The organism is Streptomyces sparsogenes (assembly GCF_001704635.1).
Classification (GTDB): Bacteria; Actinomycetota; Actinomycetes; order Streptomycetales; family Streptomycetaceae; genus Streptomyces; species Streptomyces sparsogenes.
Genome location: NZ_MAXF01000121.1, coordinates 20,808 through 40,698 on the forward strand (window position 1 = coordinate 20,808; position 19,891 = coordinate 40,698).

The window sequence follows — 19,891 nt, forward strand, 5'->3', positions numbered from 1 at the left end:
TAACCGGCGGGTAACCAAGACGCCAGAGCTTGTTTCGTGACCCGCGCGCCGGGGCGCCGGTCACCGGGGAGGGGAGACCACCACATGGACGAAGAATTCCGCGTACTCACCGACCGGGTGCGGGCCTCGCTCTCGTCCCCGGAGGAGGCCAGGGCCCACGCGTCGCTGCTCGCGCTCGTACGGCAGGGCACCCCCGCCGCCCGCGAACAGCTCGCCCGCATCCTCGTCGCGCCCGAGCAGCCCCTGTGGGCCCGGGAGACCGCCGCCTTCGTGCTCGGCAGCGCGGGCGACCGCCGCGCCTTCGAGACCCTCGTCCTCCTCCTCAACTACCGCGAACCGGCCCGCTGCGCGACCGCCGCCCGCGTCCTGGCCCGCCTCGGCGACCCGCGCACCGCCCGCGCGGCGGCCGCCCTGGCCACCAACCCGCTGCGCACCGCCTACTCCCTGCACCCCATCCGGCTGCTCGTCGAGCTGCGCGCCCCCGAGTCCGTCCCCGCTCTCGTCGCCGCGCTCGAACGCCAGTTGGCCGCGCGCGACCGGCACTGGCCGATCGCCCGGGCGTGCGTCGAGGGCCTCGGCGCCATCGGCGACGAACGCGCCGTTCCCGCCCTGACCGCCGCGGCCCGCCACCCCCGCCTCAGCGCGGCCGCCGCGGCGGCCATGGCCCGGATCAGCGGCGGAGGCACCCTGACAGCCGACGCCCCCGCCACCGACACCCCCACCACCGGCACCCGCCGCCCGGCCCCGAACAAATCCGGCCGCACGCGGGTGCGCTGACGCGCGCGGCGCGGGTGCGGCCCCGGGGTGGGCGGCGCGGGCACGGCCCCGCCCCGGAGGCTGCCACCGGCGGTCGCGCGCCCCGGCGGCCCGGGGCCGCCGACGCGACAGGGCGGTTACGCGGGGGCGGGGATTCGGTTACGCGGGGGCGGGGGACCGGTTACGCGGCGGCGGGGGCGAGTTCGCGGGCGTACCGGACCTCGGGCACGGACACGCCCTCCACCTCGTACGCCTCCGTCCCGCCGTCCGGGGCGAAGCCCGCGCGCTCGTAGAAGCGGCGGGCGCGGTCGTTGCCCGCCAGGACCCACAGCCGCAGCCGCGGGAAGCCGCGTTCCGACAGGCGGGCGACCGACTCCGTCAGCAGCAGCCGCCCGATGCCGGCGCCGACCAGGTCGGGCCGTACGTAGAGGGCGTACAACTCCGCGTCGCCCGACGGCAGATCGCGGTCGCGATACGGACCGAAGCACGCCCAGCCGACCACCTCGCCGACGCCCGAGCCGACCACCTCGCCGGCGCCCGTCTCGGCGACCACGTTGACCACGTCGCCCACGCCTCTGGAGAAGAACTCGCGCCGCCGGCACGCGTCCTGCTCGACGCTCATGCCGTCCAGGTGCGCCTGCGGTATCAGCCCCCGGTACGCCACCTGCCACCCGCGCACCCGCACCGCCGCGACCGCGTCGATATCCGCTTCCGTCATCTCCCTCACGCGCACGCCGTCCATCCGTCCACCGTAGGCGGCTTGACCCTGCCGCCGGCGGCAAGGTCGCAGGATCCCGGCCATGAACCACATCAGCGACACCGACCACGGCTCCGGTCCGGCCGCCCTCCCGTTCGACGGCAGGGTCGCCCTCGTCACCGGCGCGGGCACCGGGATCGGCCGGGCCACCGCCCGGGCCCTCGCCGCGCGGGGGGCGCTCGTGGTGGCGGTGGGGCGGCGCCCCGCGCCGCTGGACGAGACGGCGGAGGGCCACCCGCGGATCCGGCCCCTGGCGGCCGACATCACCGCGGAGGGCGCCCCCGAGGACATCGTGCGGCGCGTGATCGAGACCCACGGGCGGCTGGACGTGCTGGTCAACAACGCCGCGATCGTGCGCGGCGCGCCACTGGGCGGCCTCACCCCCGAGCTGGCCGCCCCGCTGCTGGCCACCAATCTCCTCGCGCCCGTCCTGCTGACCCAGGCGGCCCTCGCCCCGCTGGAGGAGACCGGCGGGGTGGTGGTGAACGTCAGCACCTCGGTCGGGCAGCGCGCCTGGCCGGGCAACTCCTTCTACGCGGCGACGAAGACGGCCCTCGAAACCCTGACCCGCAGCTGGGCCGTGGAGCTGGCGCCGCGCGGGGTCCGGGTGGCGGCCGTCGCGCCCGGCGCGATCGAGACCCCCATCGGGGAGCACCAGGGGCTGACCCCCGAACAGCGCGCGAGGGTCCGGGCCTGGCAGCTGGCCCACACCCCGCTGGGGCGGATCGGGCGGCCGGAGGAGGTGGCGTGGGCCATCGTCCAACTCGCCTCGCCGGGGGCGTCGTTCGTGACGGGAGTCGTGCTGCCGGTGGACGGCGGGGCGGTGGTCGGCTGAGGGCCCCGCCGTCCGGTGGACGTATCGCCTGGCAACCGCATCGCCTGGTAGCTGTATCGCCTGGTAAAGATTGCACCGGAGGTGGGACCGGTGCGGATCGGGGAGCTGGCGAAGGCGACGGGCGCGACGCCGCGCGCGCTGCGCCACTACGAGCAGGCGGGGCTGATCACGTCCGCGCGCGAGCACAACGGCTACCGCGTCTACGACGAGCGCGCCGCCGTCCGGGTCCGCAACATCCGACACCTGCTCTCCGTGGGCCTCACGCTGGACGATGTCCGCTGCTTCCTGCCCTGCCTGGACGGCGACATGACGAGCGCCAGGCCCGCCGCCGAGGGGCTCAGGATCGCCCGCGAGCGGCTCGCCGTCCTCGACGCGCGCATCGCCGCCCAGGTCGAGGCCCGCGACCGCCTGGCGGCGGCCCTGAGCCGGGCGGACCCTCACAGCAGCGTCAGCTGATCCGGCACGCCGGCGGCGGAGCCGGACTCGGCGCCGGTCCCGGGGCCGGCGCCGGGGCCGGCGCCGGCCGGGGCGGGGGGTGCTTCCCGGGCGCCCCGGTGCGCGCCCGCGCGGTAGGGGCCGATGCCGTACTCGTCGGCGAACTCGTGGACCATCCCGGTGATCCGCCGCTGGTACCACCGGGGCGCGTACGAGCCGCCCGCGTACAGCGCCTCGTACCGGCGCAGCAGGTGCGGGTGGTGGCGGGCCAGCCAGGCCGTGAACCACTCGCGGGCGCCGGGCCGCAGGTGCAGCACGAGCGGCGTCACGGAGGTGGCGCCGGCCGCCGCTATGGCCCGTACGGTCGCGCGCAGCCGCTCGGGGGAGTCGCCGAGGAAGGGGATCACCGGGGCCATCAGCACCCCGCACGGGATGCCGTGGTCGGCCAGGGTGCGCACCGCCTCGAGCCGCCGCTGCGGCGAGGGGGTGCCCGGCTCGACGGTGCGCCACAGCTCGGGGTCGGTGAAGCCGACCGAGACGGAGACGCCGATGTCGGTGACGCGGGAGGCGCGCCGCAGCAGCTCCAGGTCGCGCAGGATCAGGGTGCCCTTGGTGAGGATGGAGAAGGGGTTGGCGCGCTCGGTCAGGGCGGTGAGGATGCCGGGCATCAGCCGGTAGCGGCCCTCCGCCCGCTGGTAGCAGTCGACATTGGTGCCCATGGCGATGTGCTCGCCGCGCCAGCGGCCGGAGGCCAGCTCGCGGCGGAGCAGCTCGGGGGCGTTGACCTTCACGACGATCTGGGTGTCGAAACCGAGCCCGGTGTCGAGGTCGAGATAGCTGTGGGTCTTGCGGGCGAAGCAGTAGACGCAGGCGTGGGAGCAGCCGCGGTACGGGTTGACCGTCCACTCGAACGGCATCCGGGAGGCGCCGGGCACCCGGTTGACGATCGAGCGGGCGCGGATCTCGTGGAAGGTGATGCCGCGGAACTCGGGGGTGTCGAAGGTGCGGGTGGTCACCGCGTCGGCCGCGAAGAGGGCGGGCGCGGCGGCCCCGTCGCCGTCGGTCAGGTTGTCCCAGCGCATGGCGTGCACCTCCGGGTCTCGCTCCTCCCAGCATTAGAACACACGTTTGATTGATGGGAGAGGTGGCGGCGGCCCGCGTCCGCCGCCCCGGGGGAGGGTGACCGTGATCCCTGCTAGCCGCGTTCACCGAGCGCTGTCGGCCCCGCCGTCCACGGCCGGAGCTTGGCGGGGTTGCGCACCGACCAGATGCGCTTGATCCGGTCGCCCGCGATGTCGAACGCGTACACCGACACCGTGACCCCGTCCTGCTGGGCGATCAGGCCGGGCCGGCCGTTGACCGTGCGTTCCAGCAACGTCAGGTCGCCCAGCTTGCCCGCGAGGTTGACCAGGAAGCGCACGATCTGCCGGGCGCCCTCGATGGGGCGGAGCAGCGCGCCGGCGGCGCCGCCGCCGTCGGCGATCGCGGTGGCGCCGGGGTCGAGGAGGCCGATGAGGGCGTTGATGTCCTTGGCTTCCCACGCCTGCTTGAAGTTCCTGATGATGTCGGCCTGCCAGGCCACCGGAGTCGCGGGGGCCTGCGCCACGCGGATCCGGCGGCGGGCCGAGGACGCCAGCTGGCGGCAGGCCGCGGGGGTGCGGCCGAGGATCTCGGCCACCTCGGCGAAGGAATACCGGAAGACGTCGTGGAGGATGAACGAGACCCGCTCGGCCGGGGTCATCGATTCCAGCACGACGAGGAAGGCCATGTTGACCGACTCGTCGAGGGTGACCCGGTCGGCCGGGTCGGCGGTGATGCCGTCCGAGGGCCCGGCGTGCCACTCCGTGGGTTCGGGCAGCGGCTCGGGGATCCACTCTCCCACGTAGGTCTCCCGCCGGACCCGTGCCGAGGAGAGCACATTGAGGCAGAGCCGGCTGGTGACCGTGTTCAGCCAGGCCCCGGGGGAGGTGATGTCGTCCCGCTGCCGCGGGGGCAGGGCGTACCAGCGGGCGTAGGTCTCCTGGACGACGTCCTCGGCCTCGGCCAGCGAGCCGAGGAGCCGGTACGCGAGATTGATCAGGTGGCGCCGCTCGTTCATGACCGCGCTCTGGCGCGGGTCCGGCCGGCCGTCTCCTGGCTCGGAGGGGGTGGTCGCCATCGTGGTCACTGACTCCCTTGGTCGTGTCTGCCGTCATCCGTTCGACCGGACAGCGCGGTGAATTGTCAGGTCGGCGCGCGTCGCCCGACGTTGCGGGGTCCCTCCGCCGCCCGCGCCGCGGTCCTGCGCCGATTGGGCAAACTCGCAGCCGAGGTGGTTGGCTTGCCGCAGGCGAGGCGCCACGCGCCGGGGCGCCGGGCAATGAGTGGAGGAGAGCAATGGGCCAGGTCGAGGCCACCACCGAGCGGATCGTCACGGGAAGCCCCGAGGACGTGTTCGACGCGCTCGCCGACTACAGCGGGACGCGCGGCAGGCTGCTTCCGGAGCAGTTCAGCGAGTACGAGGTGCGCGAGGGCGGCGACGGTGAGGGCACGCTCGTCCACTGGAAGCTCCAGGCCACCAGCAAGCGGGTGCGGGACTGTCTGCTCGAGGTGTCCGAGCCGACGGACGGGCAGCTCGTCGAGAAGGACCGCAACTCCTCGATGGTCACCACCTGGACCGTCACCCCGGCGGGCGAGGGCAGGGCGCGGGTGCAGGTCACCACGGTCTGGCAGGGTGCGGGCGGCATCGGCGGCTTCTTCGAGCGGACCTTCGCGCCCAAGGGGCTGGCCCGTATCCATGACGCGGTGCTCGCCAAGCTCGCGGCCGAAGTCGAGAAGTAGGCGAGACGGCAGCCGGGACGGCACTCGAGATCTGGTCGAGAAGCAACTCCCGGCATCACCGGATCGGGTGGTTTCCCCCGCGCTGTGATTGCGTGGCCGCACACCCTCCGACCGGGGCGAAAGCCCCTCATGTCCCTCTCCCCGCCGGTCAACGGCGATTCGTCGCGCTTGATCCCAGTTGTCGCGTAATGCGAGAAATGGGCGGCGGTGCAGGCGCGACGAGGGGAGAAGGACATGGGCGGGATCACCTGGACCCCCCTGGCCAAGGGGGACGAGCCGGGACGTGCTGCCGCCCCCGCGCCCGCCTGGGCCAGGACGGCGTACGAGGCGGCGCGGGAGACGGCGCACCAGGCAGGGCGCGAGGCGTCGGCGCCCTCGGCGTACCCGGCATCCCCGGCGCCCCCGCCATCCCCGGCGTATCCGGCGGCGAAGGAGCCCGGCTGGGACGTCAGGGAGGCCCAGGACGCCCGGGAGGCCCAGGACGTCAGGGAAGCCCGGGAGGCGCGGGAAGCCCGGGGCCCCGGGGCGGCGGACGGCGCTCCGGGCGGGCTCAGCCCGGCCCGGGTGCGGATGGTGTTCCTCGGGCTGGTGCTCACGCTGCTGCTGGCGGCCCTCGACCAGACCATCGTGGCCACCGCCCTGCCCAAGGTGGTCGGTGAACTGCACGGCCTTGACCGGATGCCGTGGACCGTCACCTCTTATCTCCTCGCCTCGACCATCGGGCTGCCGGTCTACGGCAAGCTGGGCGACCTCATGGGGCGCAAGGGCGTCTTCCTCTTCGCCATCGCGGTCTTCGTGCTCGGCTCCGCGCTGGCGGGCTGGTCCCGCACGATGAACGAGCTGATCGCCTTCCGGGCGGTCCAGGGCGTGGGCGCCGGAGGCCTGATGATCGGCGTCCAGGCGATCATGGCGGACATCGTCCCGGTCCGCCAACGCGGCCGCTACATGGGGCTCATCGGCGCCGCCTTCGGCCTCGCGTCGGTCGCCGGGCCCCTGCTCGGCGGGTTCTTCACCGACCACCTGTCCTGGCGCTGGTGCTTCTACGTCAACGTGCCCTTCGGCCTGGTGACGATGGCCGTCGTGACCCTCGCGCTCAAGCTCCCCAGGCCCGTCCGGCGCGGGCGCTTCGACTATCTGGGCGCGCTGCTGCTGGCCGCGTCCTCCACCTGCCTGGTGCTGCTGACGAGTTGGGGCGGCACCGAGTACCCGTGGCGGTCCCGCGTCATCCTCACGCTCGCGCTCGGGGCGCTGGGCAGCGCGATCCTGTTCGCCGTCGTCGAGGCCGTGGCGCCCGAACCGCTCATCCCGCTGCGGCTGTTCCGCGACTCGGTGTTCTGTGTCACCGGGCTCATCGGCGCGGTCGTCGGCGTGGCGCTGTTCGGGGCCGCCAGCTATCTGCCGACCTTCCTCCAGATGGTCGACGGCGTCAGCGCCACCGAGTCGGGGCTGCTGATGCTGCCCATGATGGGCGGCATGGTCGTGGCGTCCATCGCCTCCGGCCAGCTCATCAGCGGCACCGGCCGGTACCGGATCTTCCCGATCCTCGGCGGGGCGGCGTCCGCGGTCGGCATGTGGCTGCTGTCCCGGCTGTCGGAGGACACCTCCCGCCAGGACTACAGCCTGTGGATGGGGGTCCTCGGGCTCGGCGTCGGGCTGGTCCTGCCGGTGCTGATCCTCGCCGTCCAGAACTCCGTACGCCCCGCCGACCTCGGCACCGCCACCAGCGCCAACAACTACTTCCGGCAGATGGGCGGCAGCGTCGGCGCGGCCGTCTTCGGCACCCTCTTCGCCCACCGCCTCGCCGACCGGCTCGCGGTCGAACTCCCCGCCGGCGGCGCGGACCCGGGGGCGGCCGGCGCCGGAGGGCTGCCCGACCTGCCCGACCCCGAGTCCGTCACGCCGCAGCTGGTGCACTCGCTGCCCGGCCCGCTGCGCGACGGCTACATCGCGGCGTACGCCGACGCCATGCCGCGGATCTTCCTCTATCTCGTGCCGGTGCTCGTCCTGGGCTTCCTGCTCGCCTTCCTGCTGAAGGAGAAACCTCTGGTGTCCCACACCGACTTTGCCGTCCAGCAAGACCCCGTCGTCCCGGCCGCGCGCACCGTGCCCAGGACCGCGCCCGCGCCCACCACCGCCGGTGTGCCGGTCTGCGGCACCGTCCAGCACCACGACGGCACCACGGTCCCGCGCGCCGCGCTCACCCTCATCGATGTGGCGGGGCGCCAGATCGGGCGCGGGGCCACCGGGGAGGACGGGCGGTACGCGCTGAGCACGCCGGGCGCCGGCTCGTACATCCTGATCGCCGCGGCCGGCGGCCACCAGCCGCGGGCGGTCAGCGTCACCGTCGGCGACCGCCCGGTCGACCTGGACGTCGTGCTCGGCGGCGCGGGCCGGCTGGCCGGGACGGTGCGCACCGCCGACGGCGCGCCGGTGCGGGACGCGACCGTCACCCTCACCGATGTGCGCGGCGAGGTCGTCGCCACCACCCGCAGCGGGCGCGACGGCGGCTATGTGATCGCCGAGTTGGTGGCGGGCGAGTACACCCTCGCCTCCAGCGCCCCCGCCTTCCGCCCCGCCGCCCTCCCGGTCACCGTCCAGGCCTCCCGCGAGACCCGGCAGGACATCGAGCTGGCGGGCGGAGCGGTGCTGCGCGGCGTGGTGCGCGCGGGCGGCGGACGGCTCGTCGAGGACGCCCGCGTCACGCTGCTGGACGCGGCCGGCAATGTCGTGGACACCGCGACCACCACGGCGGACGGCGCCTTCCGCTTCGTCGACCTCTCGGCGGGCGAGTACACGGTGATCGCGGCCGGCTACCCGCCGGTCGCCACCGTCCTCCAGGTCGCGGGCGGCGGCCGCACCGAGCGGGACCTCCAACTCGGCCACGAGGACTGAGGGATCCGGGGCACGGGACGGCGGCTTTCCCGTGCCCTAGACTTCCCGGCCACTGGCGAGAACGCGACGCCGAAGGCACGCGAGGAGGAGTCGGCATGGCAACGGGGGGATGGGGTCCGCCGAACGGGCCCGGGCAGGGAGGCAACGGCTGGGGGCCGCCGCCGGCACCGGCACCGGATCCGTACGGACCGCCGCCGGCGCCGTATCCGGCGCCGCAGCCGTACGGGCCGCCGCCGCCGAACCCGTACGGGCCGCCCCCGCCGCCGCCCGGCCCCTACCGGCCGGCGCCCGCGGGCCGGCGCTGGTACCGGCGGGTGCCCTTCCTCTCCTTCCTCTTCCCCCTGCTCCGCCTGGCGCAGCGGCCCGCGCGGAAACTGTTCGACCAGGACGGCGGCGCACGCGTCCACGACCCCGTGGTCGACCGCGTCCAGATCACCCGCACGGTGCTCGGCGTCCTCGCGACGTTCGCGCTCTACTACATGTACGGATCGGACGACGACCTGAAGGACCAGGCCAGCGAGAGCGCCGCCCAACTCATCATGACCCCGGTCCTGCTCCTCGTCGCCGGACCGGTGATCGTCGCCCTCTTCATCCGCTACGCGCCCCCGGAGCGGAGGCGGTTGCTGCGCTCCCGGCTGAGTGTCCCGGCCAAGACCGTCGGCTGGTACGTCCTGACCGTGGCCGTCCTCGGCGCCACCCTGTGGGTGGGCTTGGCCAACATCGACGCGATGGAAGGGCTGCACGGGGTGTGGCTGTTCGTGGCCGCCGTCCCGGCGCTCTGGTTCGTGCTGTGGCTGCTGCCGTTCTTCTTCATGGCCTCGGCCTACGTCGCCCGCTCCGCCTTCAACACCGCCTATGTGCACGCCGCGCTGCCGGCCGTGATCACCGTGGTGATGGTGTGGATCATCGCCGTCATGAACGCGACCGGGAGCGGTATGCCGGGCGGGCCGCTGTGGGCCCAGTTCTGCTCCCTGTTCGGCGGCCCGCTCTCGGTGACCGCGCTCTCCCTGTGGGAGCTGCGCCGACTGCGCACGCGCCACGGCGTGACCATACGGGGCTGACCATGCGCGGCTGAGACGCCGGCCGCGGCATCCCCCTATTCGGGTGTTGCGGCGCGCGCCGGGGCACGACGGTCGTACCGTGGGTAGCGGTGGCGCAGATCTTGCCTGGCTAAGGAGTTTTCCGCCGATGGACCGTGGCATGTCGCGCGGCGACGATGAGCTGGGCGGGGCACCCCGGGTGCCGGCGCAGCGCGGTGGTGAGCCCGGGCGGATGCCGCTCGCGGTGGTGATCATCGATGCCGAGGGGCTGGTGACGCACTGGAGTTCGGGGGCGCGCCGGCTCTTCGGCCCGGCCCGTGAGGAGGCCGTGGGCCGCCCGGCGGTGGATCTGCTGCCGGTCTCGGGCGCGCTCGGCGGCGCGGGCTGGCAGGGCGGGGCGCCGCGCCACCCCGCGACCGGGTACGCCACGGCCGGGCGGGCCCGGATGGCGGATCGGGAGCACGGCCAGGTCGAGGTGTTGTGGTGGGCGTATCCGCTGGTCGGCCCGGGCCCCGAGCGGCTGCTGGTGCTGGCGGCCGACGCCTCGCGCCTGGCCGCGGCCGAGCGCGGGTCCGGCGGGGAGCGGGAGCGGTTCTCGCCCGGCTTCGCGCTGCACACCGAGTTCCCCGGCGCGGACCGGCTCGCCGGGCGGCTGCCGGACATCCTGCCCAACATGGGCCCGGTCAGGGGCGGCCGGATCGTCTCGCAGATCCTCGAACTCGGCTATCCGGTTCTAGAAATCAGCAAGTACGAGCGGGTGCCGGTGACGCCGGACTGGGGCAGGCCCCGGTATCGCGAGCGGCAGGCGCGCCAGGAGGCGGCACGGCGTGCGGCCTCCGCCGGGGGAGCGCGGGAATTACCGGGCGCCCCCGGCGCCCCGTACACATCCGCACCCGAAGAGCCCGACACGCTCGACGAGGTCGATCTGGAGTACGCCGCCGTCCGCGAGCGCCTGGAGTTCCTCAACGAGGTCAGCGGGCGCATCGGCACCTCCCTCGACCTCGCCCGCACCATCCGCGAGGTCACCAGCGCCGCCGTGCCCCGCTTCGCCGACTTCGCCGGCACCCATCTGCGCGCCCAGGTGCTGGCCGGCGAGGGGTTCCCCGACGGCCCGCCCGACGTCACCACCGTCTGGCACCGGGTGTGGGTCGAGCACAACGACGAACCGGGCCGCTGGGACGACACCGTGCCGGTCGGGGAGTCCATCGCCTTCCCCGAGCACACCCCGTTCTTCCAGTGCATGGTCACCGGCGAGCCCGTGCTGATCCCGTACGTCGACGACGTGCTGGGCGACCGGATCGCCGCGCAGTTCGAGAAGCGGGACCTGAGGCCGCTGATCAACGGCCGGTCGCTGCTGATCGTGCCGCTGAAGGCGCGCGATGTGGTGCTGGGCTTCATGGTGCTGATGCGCCGCCCCGGGCGGGAGCGGTTCCACGACATGGACCGTACGACGGGCGCCGAACTCGCCGCCCGCGCGGGCCTGGTGCTCGACAACTCCCGCATGTACACCTACCAGGAGAACGTCGCCGAGACGCTTCAGGACAGCATGTTGCCGCAGGTCACCCCGCACATGGCGGGCTGCGACATCGCCACCCGCTATCTGCCGGGCACCCGGCTCGGCCGGATCGGCGGCGACTGGTTCGACTGCGTCAAGCTGCCCGGCTCGCGGACCGCGCTGGTGGTCGGGGATGTGATGGGCCACGGGCTCAACTCGGCGGCGATGATGGGCCAGTTGCGTACCGCCGTACAGACCCTGGCGGCCCTCGACCTGCCGCCCGCGCAGCTGCTGCGCCACCTCGACGACCTCGCGCGGCGGCTCGGCGAGCACTACCTCGCCACCTGCCTGTACGCGGTCTACGACCCCATCCGCTCCGAGTTGCTGATCTCCAACGCGGGCCATGTCCCCCCGGTGCTGGTGCGCGCCGGGGACGGCCGCAGCGAGCTGCTCGACCTGCCGACCGGGGCGCCCATCGGGGTCGGCGGGGTGCCCTTCGAGACGGCCCTGATACGGGTGGCGCCGGGCGACCGGCTGGTGCTGTGCACGGACGGCCTGGTGGAGGTGCGCGGCCAGGACATAGGCGCCGGGCTCGCCGCGCTGTGCGCGTCCGCCGCACACCCGGCCGCCTCGATGGACGAGGCGTGCGACACCATCATCCGCGCCCTCAACACCCAAGGTGGCCGCAAGGACGACGTGGCGCTGCTGATGGCCCGGCTGAACGGCGTCCCGGCCCACGACGTGGCCCGGTGGCGGCTCGCCCTGGACCCCGGGGAAGTGGGCCGGGCGCGGCGGCTGGTGCGCGAGCGGCTGCTGCGATGGGGCCTGCCGGAGGCCGTGGAGACTACCCAACTGCTGGTCAGCGAGGTCGTCACCAATGCGATACGGCACTCCCACACCCATCACGTGGTGCTGCGCCTGGTGCGCACGGAGGCGCTGCTGTGCGAGGTGGCCGACGACGACCACGAGCTTCCTGCGCTGCTGAGCGCGGGCCCCGACGACGAGGCGGGGCGCGGGCTGCGGGTGGTCAGCGCCCTGGCGCGGGAGTGGGGCAGTACCCGGACGGCCCAGGGCAAGACCGTCTGGTTCGAACAGGCCCTCTCCCACCGCGCCAGGGGGCCTCTCATACCGAGGAGTGGCGGATGACCGTGTCGGAGCGCTACCGGCAAGCGTGGGAAGGCTACTGGCGGAACACCTCGGACGCGCCGGGCGAGGCCATCTGGGACACGGACCCGTCGCTGGCGGCGATTCCGCACCTGCGGCTGCTGACCCCGTACGCCGACACCGGACTGCCGATCGTGGACCTCGGCTGCGGCAACGGCACCCAGACCCGCTGTCTGGCCGCCCACTTCCCGCGCGCCCTCGGCGTGGACCTGTCCCGGGCGGCCATCGACCACGCGCGGCGCGCCGATACGGCGAAGGTGGCCGAGTTCGAGCAGCTCAACCTCACCGACGCCGAGGCCGTACGCGAACTGCACGAGCGCCTCGGCGACGCCAACGTCTACCTGCGCGCGGTCATCCACCAGAGCGACCCGTCGGACCGGCGGCCGGTGGCCGAGGCGGTGGCGACCTTACTGGGGCGGCGCGGGCGGGCGTTCGTGGCCGAGCTGACCGAGGAGTCCAAGACCGTACTGCGGTTGGCCGCCCAGGACCCCGGGGGCCCGCCGCCCAAGCTCCGCCGGGTGTTCGACCACGGCCTGCGCCCCGCCGACGCGCAGGACGCGGAGGTGCCGGAGCTGCTGCGCGAGGCGGGGCTGACCGTGCTGGCCCAGGGGCCCACCACCCTGCCGCAGACCGAGTACCGGGCGGACGGGACGCGGATCGACCTGCCGGCGCGGTGGTTCGTGGTGGCTCCGGGCACCGCTCCGCCCGGCGAGGCCTCCCGGGCCTGAACGCCACGGTCATCATGCCCGTTCGGCGGTGGTGGCCCCGTGACGAGCCGCCGGTGTCCGCGTGGCGGAGGCGAGGAGCGCCAGTTTGTCGGCGCTGTCGCTGCCGGGGTCCGGGTGGTAGATGACGAGCGTCTGGCCCGCCGTGCCGCTGCCGCCGATGCCCAGCCGCTCCCGGTTGAGCCGGAGGAGACCGACCTGGGGGTGGTCGAGGTGCTTGAGTTCACCCTCGCACGCCACCACGTCGTGGCGTGCCCAGAGCCGGCTGAAGCGGGGGCTGGCGAGGGAGAGTTCGCCGACGAGCTCGATGAAGCGGGGGTCGTCCGTGTCGGTGCCGACGGACGCGCGGAAGCCGGCCACCAGGCACCCGGCGGCGTCCTCCCAGTCCGAGTAGAGGGCCTGTTCGGCGGGGTCGAGGAACGCGTCCCGCAGGCGGTTGGCCCCCGTCGTGAGGCGCGGTGACACGGCGGTCGCCAAGGCGTTGGCGGCGAGGACGTCGAGATAGCGGCCCTCGACGTAGGCCGGGAAGGGGAGCGCGGCGACGAGCCCCGCTATGCCCGGCGGGACCGTCTCCTTCCGGGCGCGCCGCCGGCGCCGCCGGGGCTTCTCGGCGCCGAGGCTCAGCAGGTACGCCGTCGCGTCGTCGTCGAGTCGGAGCACGCGGGCGAGGGACTCCAGGACCTGCACGGAGGGGTTGCGGTCGCGGCCCTGTTCCAGGCGCAGGTAGTAGTCGGCGCTGATGCCGGCGAGCATCGCGACCTCTTCCCGGCGCAGGCCCGGCACGCGCCGTATCCCCACCACGGGGATACCGGCCTGTTCGGGAGTGACCAGCTCACGGCGCGCGCGTATGTAATCGCCCAGCGGGTTTCGTTCGTCGGCCATCCCACCACCGTAATGCGCGCGATCGGGCGCCTGCCTGGTCCTGTCACCCCCAGGATCGCGGGGGCCCTGGCTGGGGCGGGGCCCGGGCGGCAGCGTGTTCGGCGGCCCACCGGGCCGAACACCGCGAGGAGCGAAGACATGACAACGTATCTGCTGGTACACGGGTCCTGGCACAGTGGCCGGGCCTGGGACCGCGTGGTCCCGCTGCTGACGGCGGCCGGACATCGGGCGATCGCGCCGTCCCTGACCGGCTACGGCGACAAGGCGCATCTGCTCGGCCCCGAGGTGGGGCTCGACACCCACGTCGAGGACGTCGTCCGGCTGATCACCGGGGAAGACCTCACCGATGTCGTGCTCGTCGGCCACAGCTACGCCGGGCTGGTCATCTCGTCCGTGACCAACCAGATACCGGAGCGGATCGCGCACCTCGTCTACCTCGACGCGATGGTCCCGGAGCACGGCGAGACGGCGGCCGATGTCCTCCCCGTCGCCCAGAAGGTGATCGACCGTGCCCTGGCGTCCGAGAGCGGCTGGCGCGTGCCGCCGCCGCCCGAAATGCCGGGTCCCGCCGGTCTGTTCGGCGTCACCGACCCGGAGGACGTGGCGTGGCTGCGCACCATGCTGTCGGATCAGCCGGTGCGCTGCCTCCAGCAGCCGGTCCGGCTGGACAACCCGGCAGTGAACGGGATCGCGCGGACGCACGTCCACTGCACCGCCGTCGAGCTGGACGGCTTCGTCCGGCGCCCCGTCCCCGCGACCCAGCCGAACGGCTCCCCCTCTCAGGTGTGGGAACTGCCGACCGGCCACGACTGCATGATCACCATGCCGGTCGAACTCACCGACCTCCTGCTCAAGCTCGGCTGAAGGCGGGCCTCAGCGTCCCGCGCGCAGCGTGATGACGGTGGCCGTGCCGAGTGAGCCCGCGGTGCGGATCGTACGGGTCGTGGTGGCCCGCCCGCCGATGAGGCGCCGCAGGGAGGCGGGGCCGGGCTGGAGCCGGCCCCGCTCGAACAGGACCAGGCTCACCTCGACCCCGGAGGGCGGCGACATGCGCCGGTACTGGCCGTAGGTGACCGCGTCGCAGCCCGAGTACCAGCCGAGGTCGGGCTCGTAGCCGGTGACCAGCAGGCAGGGTCGGTCGCCCGCGAGCTGCCGGGCCACGGCGACGGTGGACAGGTGTTGGGCGTGCGGGCCCGGAGTGGCGGCGTGCGCCACGTACTGGGCGGTCGCCGGCACGGTGACGGCGGCCAGCGCGGCGACGGCGGTGAGCACGGTCGCGGACCAGCGGCCGGCCGCCTCGGCGAGGGTCTGCACGCCGAGCACGGTCAGCAGGGCGACGGACAGGTAGACGAAGCGGGGCTCGCCGTCCGTGGCCACGCCGAGCATCACGAAGGTGAGGACGGCGGTCAGGCCCAGGAACACGCGCCGCCGGTCGTGGGGCCGCGGCCGGTGGTGGCGGCGGCGCCGGAGCGCGGCGCCCAGCCCCCACAGCCCGGCGGCCATCAGGACGGCGCCGAGGTCACCGGCCAGCCGGTACGGGAAGACGGACACGTAGTAGACGAGGCCGTCGCCCACATAGCTCCGGCCGGCCTGCTCGGTCGCGGAGAGGATCAGGCCGAGCGGGCTGCCCGTGACCTCGGTGGCGTAGACGAAGTGCGGTATCAGCCCGGCGACGAAGACGGCGGCGCACAGGGCGAGCCGGCGGCCTTGGGCCAGCCACGCCCGGGGGCCGTACGCGACGACGGCGGCGATGACGACGGCCCCGAGGGTGCCCACCACGCCGTACCGCAGATAGAAGGCCGCGAGGGCGGCGAAGGGCAGGACGGCCAGGGCCCGTGAACCCGGCTTCTCCTGGGCGCGGACGAGCAGGTGGACCACGATCAGCAGCAGGCCCGTGGCGCCGATGTCGTTGAGGAACTGCGGTACGCGGCGCAGGAAACCCAGCCCGCCGAGGAGCAACAGCGTGGCCACGACGGCCCGCCGGGGCGTGGTCAGCCGGGCGGCGACGAGATACGTCGTGGCGAGGGTGAACAGGACCAGCAGCAGCGCGACCACCCGCAGGGCGCCCACGTCGTCGTGGACGGCCAGGGCGAGCCGGCCGAGCGCGGGGAGCCCCACCGGGCGGTAGGTGCCCCAGCCCGCGTCCGGGGTGCCGTCGAGCCAGGAGCGGGCCTTGTTCGCGTACACCGCCTCCTCGTGGCCGATCAGCGGCTCGTGGTCCTGGAGAGCGGCCCACACGGCGGCGGCCGCCCCCAGCACCGCGACGGCGCCCGCCCACGCGGGTATGCGCCGCAGCCGGTCCGTGGCCCGGACGACCACGGGCGGCGGACCGGACGCCGCCCCGAATCCCCTTCCGGCGAGCAGCCACGCCGGGGTGGCGACGAGCAGCCAGGGCCAGGGCTGCCAGCCCGGAAGCCATCCGCCGACACCCACCGCGAGCAACCCCTGCTGCACGACGGCGGCGAGCGTCGTCACAACAGCCACCGCCAGGGCCACCCGGCGGCCCCACGGCGTCCTGGCCTTCCCGGACGCTTCCGGCGTGCCACGGACCGGGGCAGGGCGGATGGGGGCGGTGATGGGCACGGGACACCTCACGGCAGACGGCGGCAGGGAAGGGCCCGATGCTCTCCCGGAGCCGCTGAGACGACGCTGAAGGATCCTGAAGACCTCTTCAGGGGCGGCGGAAACGGCTGTGGATACTTGAGCGGTGCGGCTACTGGTGGTGGAAGACGAGGAAGGGCTCGCGGTCGCCCTGAAAAGGGGCCTGGAAGCGGCCGGATACGCGGTGGACGTGGCCCATGACGGCCTGGTCGGCCTGCACATGGCGCGCCAGAACCCGTATCAGGCGATCGTGCTCGACATCATGCTGCCCGGCCTCAACGGATACCGGGTCTGTGCCCGGCTCCGGGCGGAGGACATCGAGACGCCCATCCTGATGCTCACCGCCAAGAACGGCGAGTACGACGAGGCCGAGGCGCTGGACACCGGAGCCGACGACTTCCTCGCCAAGCCCTTCTCGTACGTGGTCCTCGAAGCCCGGCTGCGGGCCCTGCTCCGGCGCGGAGGCGCCCGCACCCGCACCGTGCTGCGCATCGGGGACCTGTGGGTCGACCCCGCCAACCGGACCAGCGGCCGTGGCGACGTCCGGATCAGGCTGACCGCCAAGGAGTTCGCGGTGCTCGAATGCCTCGCCCGGCGGGCCGGTGAAGTCGTCCCCAAGACAGACATCGTCGATCAGGTCTGGTCGGCCGATTTCGAAGGCGACCTGAACATCGTCGAGGTGTACGTGAGCGCCCTGCGCCGCAAGGTCGACGCGCCCTTCGGCCGCGCGTCGATCGAGACGGTACGCGGCATCGGCTACCGCATGACCGGCCATGCCGCCTGAAGCGCGCAAGCCGATCGCCCTCCGGGTCGGGCTCGCGGCGGCCTGTCTGCTCGTCGCGACCGCCGCGTACGCGCGGTACCCGGATGCCGTGGACCGGCTACGGCGGCCCGAGGCCGGGGCCCCGGCCATCATGCTGCTCGTCGGCGCCACGGTGTGGGCGTTCTCGCGCTCCGTCCGGCGGGCCCTGTCCCTGCGGCTGCGCTTCGCGCTCGTGGTCGGTGCCGGTACGGCCCTCCTCTTCGCCGGCGAACTGTGGTGGTCGGTCACCACCGGCGGCTCCGCGTTCGGCTACCTGCCCGGCCTCGGGTGGGGACTGGCGTTCTGGGCACCCCTCGTCGTCGTGGTCCTCGCCGCCACCGCGTGGATCGCGGCGGACCGGGCGCTGCGCCCCGTCGAGGCCATCCGCCGCGAACTGGAGGACATCACGGCCCGGTCGCTGGGCCGCCGGGTGCCGGTCGCGTCCTCGGCCCCGGCCGACGAGATCGCCCGGCTTGCTCGGACCGTCAATACGACCCTGGACCGGCTGGAGCGGTCCGCCGAACTCCAGCAGCGGTTCATCGCCGACGCCTCCCACGAACTGCGCAGCCCCCTCGCCGGGCTGCGGGCCTCCCTCGAATCGTCACTGACCCACCCGGAGGGGGTGGACTGGCAGGCCCGCGTGCGCGACGCGCTGCGGGACATCGTGCGGTTGCAGGACCTCAGCCACGATCTGCTGCTCCTGGCCCAACTGGACGGCGGCGCGCCCGTCGCCGACACGCGGGTGAACCTCACCGACCTCGCCCACGACCTCGCCGTGGAACACCTCCATCTGCCCCACCCCCGGCCCCTCGACATCCGCTGCGCCGCCGCCGACGACCCACCGGCCTGGGTCCGGGGCAGCGACGTCCAGCTCGAACGGCTGCTGCGCAACCTGCTGGGCAACGCCTGCCGTCACGCCGGCACCACGGTCGAGATCACGGTCCGTACCGAGCGCCACGAGAACGGGGCCACCGTCGTGTTCGAGGTCCGCGACGACGGCCCCGGCATCCCCGTGGCCGACCGGGAACGGGTCTTCAAACGCTTCAGCCGGCTGGAGGACGCCCGCACCCGGAAGTCCGGCGGGGCCGGGCTCGGCCTGGCCATCGCCCGCGAGATCGCGGTCCGCCACGGCGGCACCCTCCACTTCGCGGACGCCCCGCGCGGCGCGCGCGCCGTCGGCCGCCTGCCCTCGGCCACGACCACGGCCCCGGGCGGCGTCTAGCGGGTTTCGGCCCGGCGGTGCACGGCCGGGTTCAGTTCGGCCGGGTTCAGGTGGCCTGGTTCACGTGGCCCGGTCGATCAGGCCGAGCAGGCCCGCGAGGGTTTCCCGCTGCTCGGGGCCGAGGGCTCCGAAAATCTCCCTGAGCACCTGTTCACCGGTGCCATGGGCGGCGTCGAGCGCCGCGCTTCCCTCGTCGGTGAGGCTGACGAGTTTGGCCCGGCGGTCGGCCGGGTCCGGAGTGCGTGCGACGAGGCCGTCGCGTTCGAGGGCGTCGACCGTCTCGGTGACCGTGCGGGCGGCGAGGTCGAGTCGCTGGGCCAGCGCGGACTGGCGGAGCCGGCCCTGCTCGGCGAGCACCCGCAGGAGTTTCGTGCGCGCGAGGGACGGCCCTCGCTCGGTCATCCGGTCGTCGACCACCCGCCGCACCCGATGCGACAGGACCAGGAAGCGCATTCCCAGCTCCTCGGGCGTCACCGTGCCGCTCACCCGAACTCCTTCACTAGCCTAATGATGAGGTGCCTCACTATATTGCTGAGGTACCTCATTATCTGCCGAGGAGGATTCCCGTGAATCATCGACCCGTCGCCGTGATCACCGGTGCGACGAGCGGACTGGGCCGGCTCACGGCGCTGGAACTGGCCCGCCGTGGCACCGCGCCGGTCATCGTGGCCCGCAGCCGGGCGCGGGCCGACGAGCTGCGCCGCGACATCGAGGGCGTCGCGCCGGGCGGCGCCCCCGTCGAGGTGTTCCTGGCCGACCTGTCCTCGTTGCGCGACGTACGCCGGGCCGGGCAGGAGATCGCCGCCCGCTGCCCGCGCATCGACGTCCTGGTCAACAACGCGGGCGTACACGCCTTCTCCCAGCGGATCACCGCCGAGGGGCTGAGCGAGATGCCGGTGGTGAACTACCTCGCCCCGTGGCTCCTCACCCACACGCTCCGCGACGCGCTGATCGCCTCCGCCCCCGCGCGGATCGTCACCGTCGCCTCCGAGGCCGCCCGGCGCGCGGGCGGCCTCGACCCGGCGCGCGACCTGACCCTCACCGCCCCGTACGGGCGCCGCGCGTCGAGCCGCCTGTACGGGCGCACGAAGCTGATGGACATCATGTTCAGCGCGGAACTCGCCCGGCGGCTGACGGGTACCGGAGTCACGGCCAACTCCTGCGACCCGGGGTTCAACACCACCGGTCTCGGGCGCGACCTGCCCGGAGCCGGGGTGCTGGAGAAGGCGCTCACCCGCGCGGGCATCGGCGATCCACGGCGCGGCGCCGGCATCATCGTCCGGCTGGCCACCGACCCCGCGTTCGCCACGGTCACCGGCGGCTACTTCTCGGTGAAGGAGGCCAGGCCGTTGGAGTGTCCACCGCCGGGCCGGAGCGCCGAGACCCGGCGCGAGCTGTGGGAGGAGACGTCCCGCCTGGTCGAGAAGATCCTGGGCATCACCTTGTGACGCGCGCTCCGGGGCCC

18 protein-coding genes are annotated in these 19,891 nt (G+C 73.9%); 12 read left to right on the forward strand and 6 right to left on the reverse strand.

The window, feature by feature from the left end:
- Positions 1–84: 84 nt before the first annotated feature.
- Positions 85–777, forward strand: coding sequence for a HEAT repeat domain-containing protein (locus BBH68_RS25025; RefSeq protein WP_065965753.1), 693 nt, complete (start codon positions 85–87; stop codon positions 775–777).
- Between the two features lie 160 nt (positions 778–937).
- Here BBH68_RS25025 and BBH68_RS25030 read toward each other — a convergent pair whose 3' ends face one another.
- Positions 938–1,498, reverse strand: a complete 561-nt coding sequence (locus BBH68_RS25030) for a GNAT family N-acetyltransferase (protein ID WP_065965754.1) — start codon at positions 1,496–1,498, stop codon at positions 938–940.
- 58 nt (positions 1,499–1,556) lie between these two features.
- Here BBH68_RS25030 and BBH68_RS25035 point away from each other — a divergent pair, with 58 nt between their 5' ends.
- Together BBH68_RS25035 and BBH68_RS25040 are read left to right on the forward strand one after the other, a co-directional pair.
- Positions 1,557–2,348, forward strand: coding sequence for an SDR family NAD(P)-dependent oxidoreductase (locus BBH68_RS25035; RefSeq protein ID WP_079151183.1), 792 nt, complete (start codon positions 1,557–1,559; stop codon positions 2,346–2,348).
- A 90-nt stretch (positions 2,349–2,438) separates the two neighbouring features.
- Positions 2,439–2,804, forward strand: a complete 366-nt coding sequence (locus tag BBH68_RS25040) for a MerR family transcriptional regulator (protein WP_065965755.1) — start codon at positions 2,439–2,441, stop codon at positions 2,802–2,804.
- On the opposite strand, the gene BBH68_RS25045 is transcribed toward BBH68_RS25040, so the two are convergent.
- Positions 2,786–3,865: an Rv2578c family radical SAM protein gene (locus BBH68_RS25045; protein ID WP_079151193.1), complete on the reverse strand. Its 1,080-nt coding sequence runs from the start codon at positions 3,863–3,865 to the stop codon at positions 2,786–2,788. The genes BBH68_RS25040 and BBH68_RS25045 overlap by 19 nt on opposite strands.
- Positions 3,866–3,978: 113 nt before the next feature.
- Complete coding sequence (sigJ, locus tag BBH68_RS25050) at positions 3,979–4,941, reverse strand: RNA polymerase sigma factor SigJ (protein WP_065965756.1); 963 nt, start codon at positions 4,939–4,941, stop codon at positions 3,979–3,981.
- A gap of 218 nt (positions 4,942–5,159) precedes the next feature.
- On the opposite strand from sigJ, the gene BBH68_RS25055 reads away from it, so the two are divergent.
- The 5 genes from BBH68_RS25055 to BBH68_RS25075 all read left to right on the forward strand — a co-directional run bounded on the left by BBH68_RS25055 (position 5,160) and on the right by BBH68_RS25075 (position 12,922).
- Positions 5,160–5,603: an SRPBCC family protein gene (locus tag BBH68_RS25055; protein WP_065965757.1), complete on the forward strand. Its 444-nt coding sequence runs from the start codon at positions 5,160–5,162 to the stop codon at positions 5,601–5,603.
- A 570-nt stretch (positions 5,604–6,173) separates the two neighbouring features.
- Positions 6,174–8,495 carry an MFS transporter gene (locus BBH68_RS25060; RefSeq protein WP_425428842.1) on the forward strand — a complete coding sequence of 774 codons (2,322 nt, stop codon included), beginning with the start codon at positions 6,174–6,176 and terminating at the stop codon, positions 8,493–8,495.
- A 95-nt stretch (positions 8,496–8,590) separates the two neighbouring features.
- The gene (locus BBH68_RS25065) at positions 8,591–9,556 is read left to right on the forward strand and encodes a hypothetical protein (protein WP_065965758.1); all 966 of its coding nucleotides are present in this window, start codon (positions 8,591–8,593) and stop codon (positions 9,554–9,556) included.
- A 127-nt stretch (positions 9,557–9,683) separates the two neighbouring features.
- On the forward strand, positions 9,684–12,176 hold the full coding sequence (locus tag BBH68_RS25070) for a SpoIIE family protein phosphatase (protein WP_079151186.1): 2,493 nt from the start codon (positions 9,684–9,686) through the stop codon (positions 12,174–12,176).
- Positions 12,173–12,922, forward strand: a complete 750-nt coding sequence (locus tag BBH68_RS25075) for a class I SAM-dependent methyltransferase (RefSeq protein ID WP_065965759.1) — start codon at positions 12,173–12,175, stop codon at positions 12,920–12,922. The genes BBH68_RS25070 and BBH68_RS25075 overlap by 4 nt, the downstream gene beginning before the upstream one ends.
- A 12-nt stretch (positions 12,923–12,934) precedes the next feature.
- On the opposite strand, the gene BBH68_RS25080 is transcribed toward BBH68_RS25075, so the two are convergent.
- Positions 12,935–13,801, reverse strand: coding sequence for a helix-turn-helix domain-containing protein (locus BBH68_RS25080; protein ID WP_065965760.1), 867 nt, complete (start codon positions 13,799–13,801; stop codon positions 12,935–12,937).
- A gap of 138 nt (positions 13,802–13,939) precedes the next feature.
- Here BBH68_RS25080 and BBH68_RS25085 point away from each other — a divergent pair, with 138 nt between their 5' ends.
- The gene (locus BBH68_RS25085) at positions 13,940–14,665 is read left to right on the forward strand and encodes an alpha/beta fold hydrolase (RefSeq protein WP_065965761.1); all 726 of its coding nucleotides are present in this window, start codon (positions 13,940–13,942) and stop codon (positions 14,663–14,665) included.
- 9 nt (positions 14,666–14,674) lie between these two features.
- On the opposite strand, the gene BBH68_RS25090 is transcribed toward BBH68_RS25085, so the two are convergent.
- Entirely contained in the window at positions 14,675–16,384 is a 1,710-nt protein-coding gene (locus tag BBH68_RS25090) for a glycosyltransferase family 39 protein (protein WP_245738298.1), read from the reverse strand.
- A gap of 124 nt (positions 16,385–16,508) precedes the next feature.
- Here BBH68_RS25090 and BBH68_RS25095 point away from each other — a divergent pair, with 124 nt between their 5' ends.
- Positions 16,509–17,186: a response regulator transcription factor gene (locus tag BBH68_RS25095; RefSeq protein WP_065965762.1), complete on the forward strand. Its 678-nt coding sequence runs from the start codon at positions 16,509–16,511 to the stop codon at positions 17,184–17,186.
- On the forward strand, positions 17,176–18,426 hold the full coding sequence (locus BBH68_RS25100; RefSeq protein ID WP_065965763.1) for a sensor histidine kinase: 1,251 nt from the start codon (positions 17,176–17,178) through the stop codon (positions 18,424–18,426). The genes BBH68_RS25095 and BBH68_RS25100 overlap by 11 nt, the downstream gene beginning before the upstream one ends.
- 60 nt (positions 18,427–18,486) lie before the next feature.
- On the opposite strand, the gene BBH68_RS25105 is transcribed toward BBH68_RS25100, so the two are convergent.
- Complete coding sequence (locus BBH68_RS25105; RefSeq protein ID WP_104531401.1) at positions 18,487–18,912, reverse strand: MarR family winged helix-turn-helix transcriptional regulator; 426 nt, start codon at positions 18,910–18,912, stop codon at positions 18,487–18,489.
- A gap of 80 nt (positions 18,913–18,992) precedes the next feature.
- Between BBH68_RS25105 and BBH68_RS25110 the strand changes: the two genes are divergently transcribed.
- Positions 18,993–19,874: an SDR family NAD(P)-dependent oxidoreductase gene (locus BBH68_RS25110; RefSeq protein WP_174589089.1), complete on the forward strand. Its 882-nt coding sequence runs from the start codon at positions 18,993–18,995 to the stop codon at positions 19,872–19,874.
- The last annotated feature ends 17 nt before the right edge of the window (positions 19,875–19,891 follow it).

Coding starts and splice junctions, on each gene's coding strand:
- BBH68_RS25030 (WP_065965754.1), bottom strand. CDS start 1,498: ATGGACGGCGTGCGCGTGAGGGAGATGACGGAAGCGGATATCGACGCG.
- BBH68_RS25025 (WP_065965753.1), top strand. CDS start 85: ATGGACGAAGAATTCCGCGTACTCACCGACCGGGTGCGGGCCTCGCTC.
- BBH68_RS25035 (WP_079151183.1), top strand. CDS start 1,557: ATGAACCACATCAGCGACACCGACCACGGCTCCGGTCCGGCCGCCCTC.
- BBH68_RS25100 (WP_065965763.1), top strand. CDS start 17,176: ATGCCGCCTGAAGCGCGCAAGCCGATCGCCCTCCGGGTCGGGCTCGCG.
- BBH68_RS25085 (WP_065965761.1), top strand. CDS start 13,940: ATGACAACGTATCTGCTGGTACACGGGTCCTGGCACAGTGGCCGGGCC.
- BBH68_RS25045 (WP_079151193.1), bottom strand. CDS start 3,865: ATGCGCTGGGACAACCTGACCGACGGCGACGGGGCCGCCGCGCCCGCC.
- BBH68_RS25055 (WP_065965757.1), top strand. CDS start 5,160: ATGGGCCAGGTCGAGGCCACCACCGAGCGGATCGTCACGGGAAGCCCC.
- BBH68_RS25065 (WP_065965758.1), top strand. CDS start 8,591: ATGGCAACGGGGGGATGGGGTCCGCCGAACGGGCCCGGGCAGGGAGGC.
- BBH68_RS25070 (WP_079151186.1), top strand. CDS start 9,684: ATGGACCGTGGCATGTCGCGCGGCGACGATGAGCTGGGCGGGGCACCC.
- sigJ (WP_065965756.1), bottom strand. CDS start 4,941: ATGGCGACCACCCCCTCCGAGCCAGGAGACGGCCGGCCGGACCCGCGC.
- BBH68_RS25080 (WP_065965760.1), bottom strand. CDS start 13,801: ATGGCCGACGAACGAAACCCGCTGGGCGATTACATACGCGCGCGCCGT.
- BBH68_RS25060 (WP_425428842.1), top strand. CDS start 6,174: ATGGTGTTCCTCGGGCTGGTGCTCACGCTGCTGCTGGCGGCCCTCGAC.
- BBH68_RS25075 (WP_065965759.1), top strand. CDS start 12,173: ATGACCGTGTCGGAGCGCTACCGGCAAGCGTGGGAAGGCTACTGGCGG.